The following is a 14046-nucleotide window of genomic DNA, read 5'->3' on the forward strand; positions in this document are numbered from 1 at the left end:
GGCCGAAGAACGCCCCGCCCACCGCCAGCGGCAGGGCCGAGAGGATGACGATCGGCTTGAAGAACGACCGGAACAGCAGGACCAGCACGCCGTAGATCATCGCCACGCCGGAGAACACCGCCAGGCCGAAGGAGGCGAACAACTCCTGCATGGCCTCCAGGTCGCCGGTCTCGGCCGGGGTCACGCCCTTGGGCAGGTTCTTCATGATCGGCAGCGCGTCGACGGCCTTGTTGGCCACGCCCATCTCCACGCCGTTGAGCTCGGCCTGGACCGTCTGCTGGCGCTTGCGGTTCAGGCGCTCGATCCGCGCGGGACCGGCCTGGAACTCCACGTCGGCCACGGCGTCGAGGGTGGTCATGCCTCCGGTGGAGGTCGCGAGCCGCAGGGCCCTGATCCGCTCGATGTCGGCGCGGGCCTCTGCGGGCAGCCGGATGCGAATCGGCAGGCGGCGTTCGCCGTCGGTCAGCTTGGCCACATTGGCGTCGATGTCGCCGACCGTGGCCACCCGGGCGGCCTGGGCGATGGCGTCGACGGAGACGCCCAGGCGGGCGGCCTCGTCGGCGCGCGGCCGGATGATCACCTCGGGGCCCACGGGCGGCGTCGCCGGTCGCGGATCGGCGATCACGTCCAGGGTCCGCATCTGGCGCTCCAGCTCGGTGGAGGCGGCCAGCAGGGCGGCCGGATTGTCACCGGTCAGGATCTTCTGCAGGCCGGCCGCGCCCTGGAAGTCCAGGAAACTGACTCGGGCGTCGGGGATGGCCAGCAGCTCGGCGCGCATCTCCTTGCGCAGGTCGGCGCCGGAGATGTCGCGCTTCTCGTTGAGCAGGACGGTGATGGTGCCCGAACGCAGGTCGCCGCCGCCGCCGCCCATGCTGCCCGGACCGGCCGAGGCCACGGTCGAGCCCATCTGGGCGAAGACGCCGGTCACCTCGGGACGCTTCTGGAACACCGTGTTGATGCGGGCGGCGACCTCTTCCATGTCCGCCGCCGTCGCGCCGGGCGGGCCCTGGACGTTGACATAAACGTAGTCGGGGTCGCCCGCGGGCTGGAAGCCCTGGGGCAGCAGGGTGGCCAGGAACAGCGAGCCCACGAACATCACGCCGCCGGCGATGGAGGCGATGATCCGGTGGTCCAGCGCCCATTCCAGGGCGTTGCGGTAGAAGCCCTCGAACGGCTTGCGCGGATGGGGATTGGACGCCGGCTTCATCAGGTAGGCGGCCATCAGCGGGGTCAGCAGCCGGGCGACCACCAGCGAGAACAGCACCGCCACCGAGACGGTGATGCCGAACTCGCGGAAAAACTGACCGGCCATCCCCTTCATGAACGAGACCGGGGTGAACACCACGATGATGGCCATGGTGGTGGCCACCACCGCCAGGCCGATGGCGTCGGCCCCCTCCATGGCCGCCTGGAAGGGCCTCTGGCCCTGGGCGACCCGCTTCTCGATGTTCTCGATCTCGACGATGGCGTCGTCGACCAGGATGCCGACCACCAGGGTGAGCGCCAGCAGGGTCACGACGTTCAGCGAGAAGCCGAACATCTGCATGAAGAAGAAGGTGGGGATCAGCGAGACGGGCATGGCGAAGGCGGTGATCGCCGTCGAGCGCCAGTCGCGCAGGAAGAACAGGACCACCAGGGCCGCCAGGAACATGCCCTCCAGCAACACGTGCTGGGTGGCGCGGAAGCTGGCTCGGGTCTCGTCCACGGCCGAGAAGATCTTGGTGAAGGTGACACCCTTGTGGGTGGTCTCCATCTCCTTGAGCTTGGCCAGGACCTTGTCCTCGACCGCTACGTCGCTGGAGTCGCGGGTCTTCATGACCATGACGCCGACCACCGGCTGGCCGTTGAGGCGCGCGAAGCCGCGCACCTCCGAGGAGCCGTCGCCGACCTGGGCGATGTCGGTCAGCTTCACATGGCCGCCCGCGCCGGTGGGCACCGTGAATTCGCGCAGGGCCGCCAGGGTGTTGACCGAGCCCAGGACCCGCAGGGTCTGCTCGCGCCCGCCCACCTGCACCCGCCCGCCGGGGGCGTCCAGATCGGCGGCGCGCAGGGCGTTGTTGACCTGGTTGGCCGTCAGGCCCCGGGCGTTCATCTTGTCGGGGTCGAGGATGACGTTGATCTCGCGGGTCACCCCGCCGACCCGGGCCACCTGGGCCACGCCCTTTTCGCCTTGCAGAGCGCGGGCGAGGGTGTCGTCCACGAACCAGGACAGCTCCACGTCCGACAGCGCCGGATTGGCCACCGCGTAGGTCAGGATCGGCAGGTTGTCGAACTCGACGCGGGCCACGGTGGGCTCGTCGATCTCGCGGGGCAGGACCGAGCGGGCCTGGTCGATCCGCGACTGGACCTCGTCGGTCTTCTTCTGGAGGTCCTCGCCCAGCTCGAACTCGATGCTGGTGACCGAAACGCCCTGGCTGACGTTGGAATAGACGTTCTTGACGTTGGCGAGACTGGCCACCGCGTCCTCGACGGGGCGGGTGATCTGGGTCTCCATCTCACCCGGCGCCGCCCCGTTCTGCGTCACGGTCACCGAGACCATGGGCAGGGAGACGTTCGGGTACATCTTCACCGTCAGCCCGGCATAGGCGAACATGCCGGCCAGGACGAGGGCGATGAACAGCACCGCCACCGGCACCGGGTTCTTGATCGCCCAGGCCGAGATCCGCATCCCGCCCGAGCCGTCATTGGGGTTGGGACCGCTCATCGGGCCTTGCTCGCGGGCTTGGGATCGGGTTGGGCGCCGACCGCGACCTCAATGGGCTTGACCAGGTCGCCGTCCAGCAGGAAGGCCGCGGCGTTCTGCACCACGCGGGTGCCGGCCGGCGGGCCCTTGGTCAGGGCGACCAGGCCGCCGCCGCGCGCGCCGGTCTGGATGGCCACGCGCTTGACCTTGTTGGCGGCGTCGAGGGTCATCACGCTGGCGCCGTCGGCGTCGTAGCGGATGGCGGTCTCGGGCACCGAGAGGCTCGCGCCGACCGCGTCGTCGAACTGGGCGCGGCCATAGCCGCCGGCCCGGATATCGGCGCGCACCGGCAGGCGGATGCGCACGATCGCCAGCTTGGACTGGGTGTTCACCTGCGGCGAGACCAGCCGCACCTGGCCTACGGCGGTGACGCCGGACGGCAGGGTCACCGTGGCCCGCTGGCCGGGACGCACCCGGGCAAGGTCGTCCTCGGTCAATTCGGCGGCCAGCTCGATCTCACCGCCACGCGCGATGCGGAACCAGGGGGTCGCGCCGCCGGCCGAGAGGTCGCCGGGACGAACCGTGCGCTCCAGCACCAGGCCGGAGACCGGCGCCGAGACGGCGAGCTTGCCCGCGCGGGTGGTGACGTCACGATAGGCGGCGGCCTGGGCGTCGGCGCTGGCGCGCGCGGCGCGGGCCTGGAACCGGCGCTGGTCGAGCGCCTCGTCGGAGAGCACCCCCTGCCCGTCCAGCCCCTTGACCCGAGCGGCCTCGCGTTCCGCCTGTTCGGCCTGCACGGCGGCCTGGGAGGCTAGCGCCTTCTGCTGGGCCACCTGGGCGTTGATCAGGGCGCCGTCGAGCTGGGCCAGGGTCTGGCCGGCGCGGACATAGGCGCCTTCCTCCACCAGCACCCGGGCCACGCGATAGCCTGTGACCTCGGGGGCGACGGCGGCTTCCTCGCGAGGGATCAGGCTGCCCGAGGCGGTGAGCGCCCCGGTGATCGGCCGCGCCTCGACCCGGACCACGCGCACGGCGCGGGCCTGGGCGGCGGGGTCCTTCTTGGGCGCCTCCTTCTTGCCGCAGGCGGCGAGCCCGAGCACGGCGATGGCGACCGTGACGGTCAGCAGCAGTTTGGATCTCGTCACGTCAGCGAGCCTTCTTGTTGGTGGGGGCGGACGCCAGCGGCCATCCGCCGCCAAGCGCCTTATAGGTCTGGACGGCGCGGCGCAGGGCCTGCACCTGGGCGCCGGTCTCCTGCGAGCGGACCGCCCGCCAGGACTGTTCGGCGCCGAGCGCCGTCTGCAGGTCGGTCAGGCCGGCGGCGTAGCCCCTGCGCGAGGCCTCGTAGGCCCGCTCGGCCCGATCCTCGCCGGCGTCGAGCAGTTCGGCGCGGCGGCGGTCCGCGGCCAGTTGCACCATGGCGTTCTCAGCCTCGCCATAGGCGACCTGGACGGCCTTCTCATAGGCGATGGCGGCTTGCTCGACCTTGGCGTTCTGCACCTTCAGCTCCGAGAGGAGGCGCGGGATATCGAGCACCGGAATGGTGACGGCGCCGCCCAGGGTCCAGCTCTCGATGGTCGCCGCATAGCCGGGCTGCTCGGTCTTCTGGACGCCAAGGCCTGGGGTGAGCTTGAAGGTCGGCAGGAAGGCCATCCGCGCGTAGTCGCGGCGGCCGAGCGACGAGACCAGCATGGCCTCGGCCTGGCGCACATCGGGCCGGCGGGTCAGCAGCTCGCCGGGGAGCGCCGCAGGGACCTGCGGGATCGCGCCGACCTGGGCGTCGACCGGCAGGCTGGCCGTAGGTTCGATCCCGCGCCCGACCAGGATCAGCAGGGTGCGGCGCTGGGCCTGGAGCTCGGCTTCGAGGCCCGCGGCCTGGGCCTGGGCCTGGGCGAGGTCGCCGGCCACCCGGTCGACATCGGAGCGCGAGGCGACGCCCCGCTCGGCCCGGGTCTGAGCGACCTGGGCCAGGCTCTCCTGGATGCGGACGGTCTCGCGGGCGTCGGCCAACTGGATGGCCAGGCCGCGGGCCTGGAAGTAGCTGTCGGCCACGTTGGCCGCCAGGCTCGCCCGGGTCGCCTCGTAGTCCAGGCGGGCGGCGGCCATCTCGGCGTTGGCGGCGCGGCGCGCGGCGAACACCCGGCCGAACAGGCCGATCTCCCAGGTCACGTCGAAATTGGCCGACTGGCTCTCGCTCTCGCCGCTGGACGAGAACCCGGGAATGGTGATGGCGGTCCCGTCGACCACCTCGCTCTCGGTCTTCGACGCCGCGCCGCGGATATTGCCCTGGGGCAGGAAGGCGGTGAGCGCGCCCGAGCGCTGGGCGCGGGCCTCCTTCAGCCGCGCGGCCGCCGAGCGGGCGTCGGGGCTGGCGGCCAGGGCCTGCTCGATCAGGCCGCTGAGCTGCGGATCCTCGAAGGCCGTCCACCAGGTGTCTAGCGCCACGGCGCCGGCGGGCGCGCTCGTCTGGGCCGGCAGCTCGTAGGCGGCGGGCAGGCGCGTGTCGACGTCGCGCGTCGAGGCGCAAGCCGACAGCGCGAGGCAAGCCACGGCGAGGGGGCCGGCTGCGAGAGAAGGTGGGCGCATCATTCTTTTCGTCTGTCGGCCCGGGAATCGCCGGCCGGGAGTTCCCGGCCTTGGGGAGGCGCGACCCAGGTCTTGGTATCGGCAGTTCTGTACACAGTACGACGTCGTGTCGATTGCAGGCCAGTCACATTAAAAAAGCTTAACGCCGCCGCCGCATCCCGTCGCGGCAGGGACCTAGCGCATCGCGGCCTTTGACGCACGCGCCTTCCGAGCTGTCAGGGCTGAGCGACGGCCACAAACCCGCCCCGATCGGCGACGCAATTGCGCCTTCCACCTCGCCCTCGCCCGCTCTAGGGTCCGGCGGCATTTCAATCCCCTTCCTGAGTGATCCATGAAACAGTTTCTCCTCGCTGGCGCGTCGGCTTGGGCGGTTTTCGCCGGTTCGGCCCTCGCCGCCGACCTCGACCCCGGCAAGATCCTGGGCCACGTGCAGGTGCTGGCCTCCGACGAGTACGAGGGGCGCGGCCCCGCCACCGAGGGCGAGAAGAAGACCGTCGCCTACATCTCCAAGCACTTCGAGGCCGCGGGATTGAGACCCGGTGGAGACCTTGTGAGGGGTCAGCGCGCCTGGACCCAGGACGTGCCCCTGGCCCGGTTCGAGACCAAGGGGCCGGTGGCGGTCAGCGTCACCTCGGGCGGGGCGGCCCAGGCCTGGAAACAAGGCGAGGAGATCGCCATCCGCGCCGCTCAGACCGGCGTCGACCATGTCAGCGTCAGGGACGCCCCCATCGTCTTCGTCGGCTACGGCGTCACCGCGCCGGAGCGGAAGTGGGACGACTTCAAGGGCGTCGACCTGAAGGGCAAGATCGCGCTGGTGCTGGTCAACGACCCCGACTTCGAGACCGGTGAGGGTGACTTCGGCGGCAAGGCCATGACCTATTACGGCCGCTGGACCTACAAGTACGAGGAGGCCGCGCGCCAGGGCGCGATCGGCTTCCTGGTCATCCATGAGACCGCCGGCGCCTCCTACGGCTGGGCGACGGTGAAGAACTCCAACACCAACGTCATCTTCGACATCATCCGCGAGAAGCCCGCCGCCGCCCACGCCCCCATCGAGGGCTGGGTCCAGCGCGACAAGGCCGTCGAGATGTTCAAGGCCGCGGGGCTCGACTTCGAGGCCCTGAAGAAGCAGGCCCAGACCCGCGACTTCAAGCCCGTGACCCTGGCCGGCGCGAGCATCTCCATCGACTACGCCGTCGACGCCCAGAAGATCGTCTCCAAGAACGTCGTCGGAATCATCCCCGGCGCCAAGCGGCCGGACGAAACCCTGATCTACTCCTCGCACTGGGACCACCTGGGTGTCGGCCTGCCCGACGCCAAGGGCGACAAGATCTATAACGGCGCCGTCGACAACGCCGACGGCATCGCTGTCATGATCGAGATCGGCCGCGCTTTCGCCAAGGGGCCCAAGCCGGACCGCTCGGTGGTCTTTCTGGCGGTGACCGCCGAGGAGAAGGGCCTGCTGGGCTCGGAATACTATGCCGACAACCCGCTCTATCCGCTGGCCACCACGGTGGCGGACATCAATATGGACGCTCTGTCGCCGGCCGGCCCCGCGAAGGACTTCGGCTCCTCGGGCAACGCCGCCTCCACTCTGCAGGACGAGCTGATCGCCACCGGCAAGGCCAAGGGCCGCTACTACACCCCCGATCCGCGTCCGGAGGCGGGCAGCTTCTTCCGCTCCGACCACTTCCCCTTCGCCAAGCGCGGCGTACCGGCCATCTCCTTCGGCTCGGGCCGCGACCTGGTGACCGGCGGCAAGGCGGCGGGCGACGCCTTCGCCAGGGCCTACACCGCCGACCGCTATCATCAGCCGGCGGACGAACTGACCGCCGACTGGAATTTCGAGGGCCTGGCCCTGGACGGCGAGCTGATGCTGGACCTGGGCCGCAAGCTGGCCAACTCCACCGGGTGGCCGGCCTGGAAGGAAGGCTCGGAGTTCAAGCAAACCCGCGACGCGACAGCGCCGCAACGCAAATGAGGCGCTAGATGGCGGGCAAGGGCGTGATCAGAGCCGGGATCGGAGGCTGGACCTTCGAGCCCTGGCGCGGGGTCTTCTATCCCCAGGGGCTGAAACAGGCCGACGAGCTCGCCTACGCCAGCCGCCACCTGACCACGCTGGAGATCAACTCCACCTACTATTCCAGCCAGAAGCCCGAGACCTTCGCCAAGTGGGCGGCGGCCACCCCGGACGGCTTTGTCTTCTCGGTGAAGGCCTCGCGGTTCGCCACCAACCGCCGGGTCCTGGCCGAGGCCGCCGACTCGGTGACCCGGTTCCTGACCCAGGGGATCGTCGAGCTGGGCGACCGCCTGGGCCCCATCCTCTGGCAGTTCATGGCCACCAAGAAGTTCGACTATGACGACTTCTCAAGCTTCCTCGACCTGCTGCCCGAGACCCAGGACGGGCTGAAACTGCGCCACGTCCTGGAGGTGCGCAACGACACCTTCGGCAATGAGACCTTCGTCAAGATGTGCCGCGACCGGAACGTGGCGATCTGCGTGTCGGAGAACGTCCACTATCCGATGATCCCCGACATCACCGCCGACTTCATCTATGCGCGCCTGCTGATGGGCTCCGACGACCTGCCCAACGGCTATGACGAGGCGGGCCTGGATCAATGGGCCGAGCGGTTCGTCGCCTATTCCAAGGGCCAGGTCCCCGGCGACCTCCATGCGATCGACCGCACCGGCCCCGCCGAGGGCCCGCGCGAGGTGTTCGCCTACTTCATTCACGAGGGAAAGGTCCGCGCCCCGGCCGCGGCCCAGGCGCTGCTTTCGCGGGTCAACACGTAGCCCAGAACGCAAAACGCCTCCGGCCAAGGCCGGAGGCGCGAGCGCAAGAATACGAAATTCTTGGTCGGTGCGGCTTAGGCGCCGCCCGGGAAGCGCATCGGGACCTTCACGACCCCGGTCTTCGAGCCCATGGGCAGCGCGTCGGCGACGCAGAGCGCGGCCTTGTCGAAGCCCTTACCGGCCTTGGTGTCTTCCAGCACCTTGCAGCCCGAGAGCTTGCCGGCGTCTGCCGTGCACTCGAGCATGACCATTGCAGCGTCGCGAGTGTTCGCGTGCTTGGTCAGGCATTTGCTCATGCTGGCTTGGAAGTCAGCTGCGGATGACGCGCCGGCAAAAGCCAGGCAGAGAGCGACACCCCCCACGATTTTGATGAAATTTTTCATCGCCCCACTCCTTTCTAGATTACGGACGCAACTCCTCTATGCCGGATTCAGGTTAAAGGATTCTGAGTCGTCCAAGTGATTTGAGGTTAATCTTAAGTAAAGACGCTGCGACGTTTTGACCGTCTCTATAAGACTCGTGCGCGCGCAAGGACCCGTAAAACCGGCGCTTCAGTGACGATTGGTTAGCAACCTCACGCCATGGTGTTCGAAACGCTAACCGTCCTTCTGGGGGATATCGGAAGTGAAGCGCCTACGGCTTGTCGATTCGCCGCTGATCGTAAAGATCGGCTTCGCGCCCGCCTTCGCCCTGGTGATGCTGGCCTTGATGGCCGGTGGCGCCGTGATGATTCAACGTGGCCAGGCGGCCGATCTGGAGCAGGTGGTCCGCACCGACCTGCCCAACACTCTGAGACTGCAAAAGGTCTCTGAGCGGATCACCGCCGTGCACGGAGAGCTCTACTTCCTGCTCACCCACCAGGCCGCGGCCATCGAGACCGACAAGATCGAGGGCAAGAGCCAGGCTCTGCTCACCGAGGTCGACGCGATCACCAAGGAAGTTCAGGCGATCCAGGCCGCCGCGCCCGAGTCGCAGAAGAAGAACTTCGCCGACCTGGTCAAGGCGCTGAAGCAGACCCGCGACGCCCTGGACGTGATCGCCGCCATGATCACCACCGACTTCGGAACGGCCGCCGGCTTCGCCGCGCCGTTCGAGGAAGAATACGGCAACATGACCGGCACGCTGAACAAGATCGTTCAGGCCGGCCAGGCCCAGACCGACGCCAACGCCAAGGCCAGCGAAGACCGCGCCAAGACCGCCCAGACCATGACCCTGGTCGCCGCGCTCGCCACCCTGCTGATCGCCGGGACCCTGGCCTGGGCGCTCACCACCATGCTGCGCAAGGACGTCAAGAAGATCGCCGGCGCCACCGAGGCCCTGGCCCGCGGCGACAACACGATCGACCTGGTCGCCCTCGGCCGTAAGGACGAACTGGGCGCCATCGTCTCGTCGCTGACCATCTTCCGCGACAACCAGCTCCACCTCGAGAAGCTGCGGCAGGAGCACGAGCAGACCGAAGCCGCCGCCGAGACCACCCGCCGCCAGAACACCGAGGCCGCCGCGGCCATCGCCGAAGAGCAGGCCCTGGTGGTCAACTCCCTGGCCCAGGCCCTGGACGGCCTGGCGTCCGGCGACCTGACCTTCCGCCTGGAGCGCGAGTTCCCGGGCGACTACCAAAAGCTGCGCGACGACTTCAACGCCGCTTCCGCCAAGCTGGAAGAAGCCATGCGCGCCATCGCCGGCGCCACGGCCTCCATCCAGTCCGGCGCGGGCGAGATCAGCCACTCGGCCGACGACCTGTCGCGCCGCACCGAACACCAGGCCGCCACACTGGAAGAGACCGCCGCGGCCCTGGATGAGATCACCGCCACGGTCAACAAGACCTCGGAAGGCGCCAGCCACGGCCGCGAGGCCGTCGCCGCCGCCAAGACCGATGCGGAGGAAGGCGGCGTCATCGTCAGCCGCGCCATCGACGCCATGGGTCAGATCGAGGGTTCGGCCAAACAGATCAGCCAGATCATCGGCGTGATCGACGAAATCGCCTTCCAGACCAACCTGCTGGCTCTGAACGCCGGGGTCGAGGCGGCGCGCGCCGGCGAGGCCGGTCGCGGCTTCGCGGTCGTCGCCTCCGAAGTCCGGGCCCTCGCCCAGCGCTCGGCGGAAGCCGCCAAGGAGATCAAGGCCCTGATCTCGGCCTCGTCCCAGCAGGTCGCCCAAGGGGTGAACCTGGTCGGCGAGACCGGCAAGGCCCTGGAACGCATCGTCCGCCAGGTGGCCGAGATCTCCAACGTGGTCGGCGAGATCGCCGCCTCGGCCAAGGAAGAAGCCCTCGGCCTCGGCCAGGTGAACACCGCCGTCAACCAGATGGACCAGGTGACCCAGCAGAACGCCGCCATGGTGGAGGAATCGACCGCCGCCAGCCGCGTGCTCGCCGACGAAGCCCAGGAGTTGGCCCGCCTCGTGGCCCGCTTCAAGGTCAACGCCGCCGCCGCTGCTCCGGTCGCGCGTCATGCGCCGCCGCCGCAACGCTCCCACGCTCCGCCGCCGCGTCCGCAGAGCCGCGGCAACACCGCGCTCGCCGCCGCGCCGCATGGCGACGACGACAGCTGGGAAGAGTTTTAGTACCGAGTTAGCGTAAGCGTATTACGGGGGGTCGCCGAAAGGCGGCCCCCTTTTTCGTTGCAGGCGCCCAACGCCAAGGACAGGGCCGCCCGCACCGTCTGAGCCCAAACAAATCATGGTTAACCGGGCCTTAAGCAGGTCCGGCCAAGGATGGCTCATGCGCATCCTGGCCCTCACCCTCGCCCTGGCGCTCCTGGCCGGCGCCCCCGCCGGGGCGCAGCAGGTCAGGCCCGCCGCCGAGCCTCAGTTCCAGGGCGGACGGATCGTGGTCCCGTCCACACCAGGCTCCCTGGACGGCATGGCCAAGGCCTCCGCCGAGGCCCGCAAGAGCGCCCCCATAAGCGAGGCGCCAGCGGCCTGGGCCTCCACCCCCGCCCCCCTGCCGCCGATGCTGGCGCCCTTGGCCAGGCCTTCGAATGCGGACGGCGGGGCATGCCGGCTCGGCTGTGCGCGCAGCTACTATTTCTGCCTGGCCGGCGAGAGCGTGGACGAGTGCCCGGCGAGTTGGGGCCAGTGCCGCTCTCGCTGCGACGCGCCCAGTCCATCGCGCGGAGCCCCGGCCGCCTGATCCCGCCTCACGCGCTAGACCATTTTCCACCGAAGTGGCCACCGGTTCGGCGAAGAAAATAGTCTGAATTCAAAGAGTCTTGAGCAGAAAATCCGATCCGATCGGATCGGATTCTGCTCGGGACATTGGCGCATGGCCCCCGGCATGACTAGAATGACGCGCGTCAGGTTTTACCGAGTCAGTCCTTCATGTCCGAAGTCGCCTATCTTCCATCCGGCAAGCGCGAGCTCACCAAGGTCGCCAACCGCCAGTCCATCCTCGACGCCGCGCGCGAGGTGTTCGGGGAGTTGGGCTACGACACCGTCACCGTGCGCGACATCATCCGCCGCACCGGCCTGGCCGCGGGGACCTTCTACAACTACTTCAAATCCAAGGAGGAGGTGTACGTCGCCCTCTCCGACGAGGGCGCCCGCCAGTTCGCGCCCATCCTGAAGGCCCATCGCGCCCAGTCGGCCAACTGGGAAGAATTCGTCCGCGCCGCCATCCAGGCCTACTTCCTGTTCCTGGCCGACGTGCACAAGAACTGGGAGGCCCAGCGCCCGCCCGGCGAGACCCATCCCCATGTCCACGGCGAGACGCCGGAGATGGCCGCGGTCTTCAACGAGGTGCGCGACGCCATCCTCGAGGAGATCGCCCGGGGCGGGGCTCCGGCGGCCGATCCCGACTACCTGGCCGCCTCCTGCATCGCCATCGCCCGCGAGGTCGGCGACCGGATGCTGTCGCGCCGCCCGCTCGACGTGAAGGGCGCCACCGACTTCGCCGTCGCCATGATCCAGGGGGGGCTGAAGGGCCTGCCCAAGGCGAGGGTCGATGGCTGACCAGCGCGTTCAGCGTTTCCTGGTCCGCACCCTGCTGTCCCTGCCCTCGCCGATCCTGCGACTGATGGCCGGCGGCGGGGTGGTCTATGTGGGCGGCCGCACCCTGGATCCCCGCCTGCAGTTCCTGGCCGCCCAGGCCGCACGCCGCCCGGCCATGACCAGCCTCTCGCCGGAGGAGGCCCGGCGCGCCAACACCGCGGGCCTGGAGACGCTCAGCGGCGCCCGCGAGCCCGGCGTCCAGGTCGATCCCCTGTCGATCCCCGGCCCGGCCGGCGCCATCCCCGCCCGCGTCTACCGGCCGGAGAACCAGGACCCCAGCGCCCCGGTCATGGTCTTCGCCCATTTCGGCGGCGGGGTGATCGGCGACCTCGACACCTGCGACGCCTTCTGCTCGATCCTGGCCAAGGTGGGCCACGCCGCCGTGGTCTCGGTGGACTACCGCCTGGCGCCCGAGCATCGCTTCCCCGCCGGACTGGACGACGTGCTGGCCGCCTACCGCCATGTCCGCGACCATGCGCAGGACTTCGGCGCCCCGCCGGGCCAGGTGGCCATCGGGGGCGACTCCATGGGCGGCAATTTCGCGGCCATCGCCTGCCAGGAGATGAAGCGTTCGGGCGAGCCTCAGCCGGCCCTGCAGCTCCTCATCTATCCCTGCGTGGACGTGGCCAGCGAGACCCAGTCCATGACCACCTATGGCGAGGCCTTCCCGCTGTCCTCGGCGCTGATGGACTGGTTCATGGGCCACTATATGGGCCCCGACGCCGATCCTGCCGACCCGACCCTCTCGCCGCTGCGCAGCCCCGACCTGTCGGACCTGGCGCCCGCCGTCATCGTCACCGCCGGCTTCGACCCCCTGGTCGACCAGGGCGAGGCCTACGCCAGGCGCTTGGCTGACGCGGGGTCGCCCGTGATCTACCGCTGCTACGACAGCCTGGCCCACGCCTTCACCGCCTTCACCGGCGCGGTCCCGGCCGCCGACACCGCCTGCCGCGAGATCGCGGGTCTGGTGCGGGAAGGCCTGGAGGGACGAATTGCGCGCGCTGGTCGTTGAGGAACTGAAGCCCGACTACGCCGGCTGCGTGGTCAAGGAGATCCCCACCCCCGAGCCGGGTCCCGGCGAGGTCCGCGTCAAGGTGCGCGCCGCCGCCGTCAACTTCCCCGACCTGATGCAGACGCGGGGCGAACACCAGCACAAGCCGCAGGTGCCCTTCATCCCCGGCATGGAGCTGGCTGGCGAGATCGACGCGCTGGGCCAAGGCGTCACCGGCTGGAAGCTGGGCGACGCCGTGGTCGGCGGGGCGCGGATCGGCGGCTTCTCGGAATACGCCGTGACCCCGGCCCAGGCCCTGCGCGCGAAACCACCCTCACTCAGCTTCGGCCAGGCGGCCGGCTACGCGGTGGCCTATCTCACCGCCTATGTCGCCTTCGTCCGCCGCGCCCAGGTCGAGCCCGGCGAATGGGTCCTGGTCCACGGCGCGGCCGGCGGGGTGGGCCTGGCCGCCGTCGACCTGGCCCGCCATCTCGGTTGCAAAGTGATCGCCGCCTCGGCCTCGGACGAGAAGCTGGCCATCATCGAACGCGACTACGCCCCCGACGCCACGGTCAACGTCACCGGCGGCTTCCGCGAGCGGGTCAAGGAAATCACCGGCGGGCGCGGCGCGGACGTGATCTACGACCCCGTCGGCGGCGACGTCTTCGACGAGAGCCTCCGCTGCATCGCCTTCAACGGCCGCATCCTCTCAATTGGCTTCACCTCGGGCCGCCTGCCGGTCATGCCGGTCAATATCGCCCTGATCAAAGCCATCTCTCTGATGGGCGTGCGCGCCGGCGAATACGGCCGCCAGCTCCCGCAGAAGGGCGCCGAGAACAACGCCGCCATCTGGGACCTCGCCCCCCACATGAAGCCCCGCGTCCACGCGGAATACGCCCTGGACGACTGGCGCGCCGCCTTCGACACGCTGGCCGAGCGCACCGTGGTGGGGAAGACGATCATCCGGCCTGACCTGTAAGCTGACAGATCCTCCCCCAGCGCGCAG

Annotated in this window: 11 protein-coding genes; 7 read left to right on the forward strand and 4 right to left on the reverse strand. The window is 69.4% G+C overall.

From position 1 onward, the window contains the following. From Q8Q77_RS15460 to Q8Q77_RS15470, 3 genes are all read right to left on the reverse strand, one after another. On the reverse strand, positions 1-2704 hold a 2704-nt coding region (locus Q8Q77_RS15460), incomplete at its 3' end, for an efflux RND transporter permease subunit (protein ID WP_305584527.1). Next, positions 2701-3828, reverse strand: a complete 1128-nt coding sequence (locus Q8Q77_RS15465) for an efflux RND transporter periplasmic adaptor subunit (protein ID WP_305584528.1) — start codon at positions 3826-3828, stop codon at positions 2701-2703. The genes Q8Q77_RS15465 and Q8Q77_RS15460, both read right to left, overlap by 4 nt. A gap of 1 nt (position 3829) precedes the next feature. Next, on the reverse strand, positions 3830-5233 hold the full coding sequence (locus tag Q8Q77_RS15470) for an efflux transporter outer membrane subunit (protein ID WP_305584529.1): 1404 nt from the start codon (positions 5231-5233) through the stop codon (positions 3830-3832). 367 nt (positions 5234-5600) lie between these two features. Here Q8Q77_RS15470 and Q8Q77_RS15475 point away from each other — a divergent pair, with 367 nt between their 5' ends. Together Q8Q77_RS15475 and Q8Q77_RS15480 are read left to right on the forward strand one after the other, a co-directional pair. Continuing rightward, positions 5601-7250, forward strand: coding sequence for a M28 family metallopeptidase (locus Q8Q77_RS15475; protein ID WP_305584530.1), 1650 nt, complete (start codon positions 5601-5603; stop codon positions 7248-7250). An 8-nt stretch (positions 7251-7258) separates the two neighbouring features. Continuing rightward, a complete protein-coding gene (locus Q8Q77_RS15480) occupies positions 7259-8062 on the forward strand; it encodes a DUF72 domain-containing protein (RefSeq protein WP_305584531.1) in 804 nt (267 codons plus the stop codon). 74 nt (positions 8063-8136) lie between these two features. On the opposite strand, the gene Q8Q77_RS15485 is transcribed toward Q8Q77_RS15480, so the two are convergent. Then, positions 8137-8445: a hypothetical protein gene (locus Q8Q77_RS15485; RefSeq protein ID WP_305584532.1), complete on the reverse strand. Its 309-nt coding sequence runs from the start codon at positions 8443-8445 to the stop codon at positions 8137-8139. 241 nt (positions 8446-8686) lie between these two features. On the opposite strand from Q8Q77_RS15485, the gene Q8Q77_RS15490 reads away from it, so the two are divergent. From Q8Q77_RS15490 to Q8Q77_RS15510, 5 genes are all read left to right on the forward strand, one after another. Next, on the forward strand, positions 8687-10624 hold the full coding sequence (locus tag Q8Q77_RS15490) for a methyl-accepting chemotaxis protein (RefSeq protein WP_305584533.1): 1938 nt from the start codon (positions 8687-8689) through the stop codon (positions 10622-10624). A gap of 157 nt (positions 10625-10781) precedes the next feature. After that, the gene (locus tag Q8Q77_RS15495; RefSeq protein ID WP_305584534.1) at positions 10782-11192 is read left to right on the forward strand and encodes a hypothetical protein; all 411 of its coding nucleotides are present in this window, start codon (positions 10782-10784) and stop codon (positions 11190-11192) included. Positions 11193-11380: 188 nt separating this feature from the next. Then, a complete protein-coding gene (locus Q8Q77_RS15500; protein WP_305584535.1) occupies positions 11381-12010 on the forward strand; it encodes a TetR/AcrR family transcriptional regulator in 630 nt (209 codons plus the stop codon). Then, positions 12003-13061 (forward strand): alpha/beta hydrolase, encoded by a 1059-nt coding sequence (locus Q8Q77_RS15505; protein WP_305584536.1) that lies wholly within the window; start codon positions 12003-12005, stop codon positions 13059-13061. Before Q8Q77_RS15500 ends, Q8Q77_RS15505 begins: the two co-directional genes overlap by 8 nt. Next, positions 13042-14019 carry an NADPH:quinone oxidoreductase family protein gene (locus tag Q8Q77_RS15510; protein ID WP_305584537.1) on the forward strand — a complete coding sequence of 326 codons (978 nt, stop codon included), beginning with the start codon at positions 13042-13044 and terminating at the stop codon, positions 14017-14019. The genes Q8Q77_RS15505 and Q8Q77_RS15510 overlap by 20 nt, the downstream gene beginning before the upstream one ends. Positions 14020-14046: the final 27 nt, after the last annotated feature.

The organism is Phenylobacterium sp., assembly GCF_030698145.1.
Taxonomy (GTDB): Bacteria; Pseudomonadota; Alphaproteobacteria; order Caulobacterales; family Caulobacteraceae; genus Phenylobacterium.

What these genes read in the sequence shown, in the direction of transcription:
- Q8Q77_RS15475 (WP_305584530.1), top strand. Translation starts at nt 5,601, where the DNA reads ATGAAACAGTTTCTCCTCGCTGGCGCGTCGGCTTGGGCGGTTTTCGCC.
- Q8Q77_RS15480 (WP_305584531.1), top strand. Translation starts at nt 7,259, where the DNA reads ATGGCGGGCAAGGGCGTGATCAGAGCCGGGATCGGAGGCTGGACCTTC.
- Q8Q77_RS15485 (WP_305584532.1), bottom strand. Translation starts at nt 8,445, where the DNA reads ATGAAAAATTTCATCAAAATCGTGGGGGGTGTCGCTCTCTGCCTGGCT.
- Q8Q77_RS15495 (WP_305584534.1), top strand. Translation starts at nt 10,782, where the DNA reads ATGCGCATCCTGGCCCTCACCCTCGCCCTGGCGCTCCTGGCCGGCGCC.
- Q8Q77_RS15500 (WP_305584535.1), top strand. Translation starts at nt 11,381, where the DNA reads ATGTCCGAAGTCGCCTATCTTCCATCCGGCAAGCGCGAGCTCACCAAG.
- Q8Q77_RS15505 (WP_305584536.1), top strand. Translation starts at nt 12,003, where the DNA reads ATGGCTGACCAGCGCGTTCAGCGTTTCCTGGTCCGCACCCTGCTGTCC.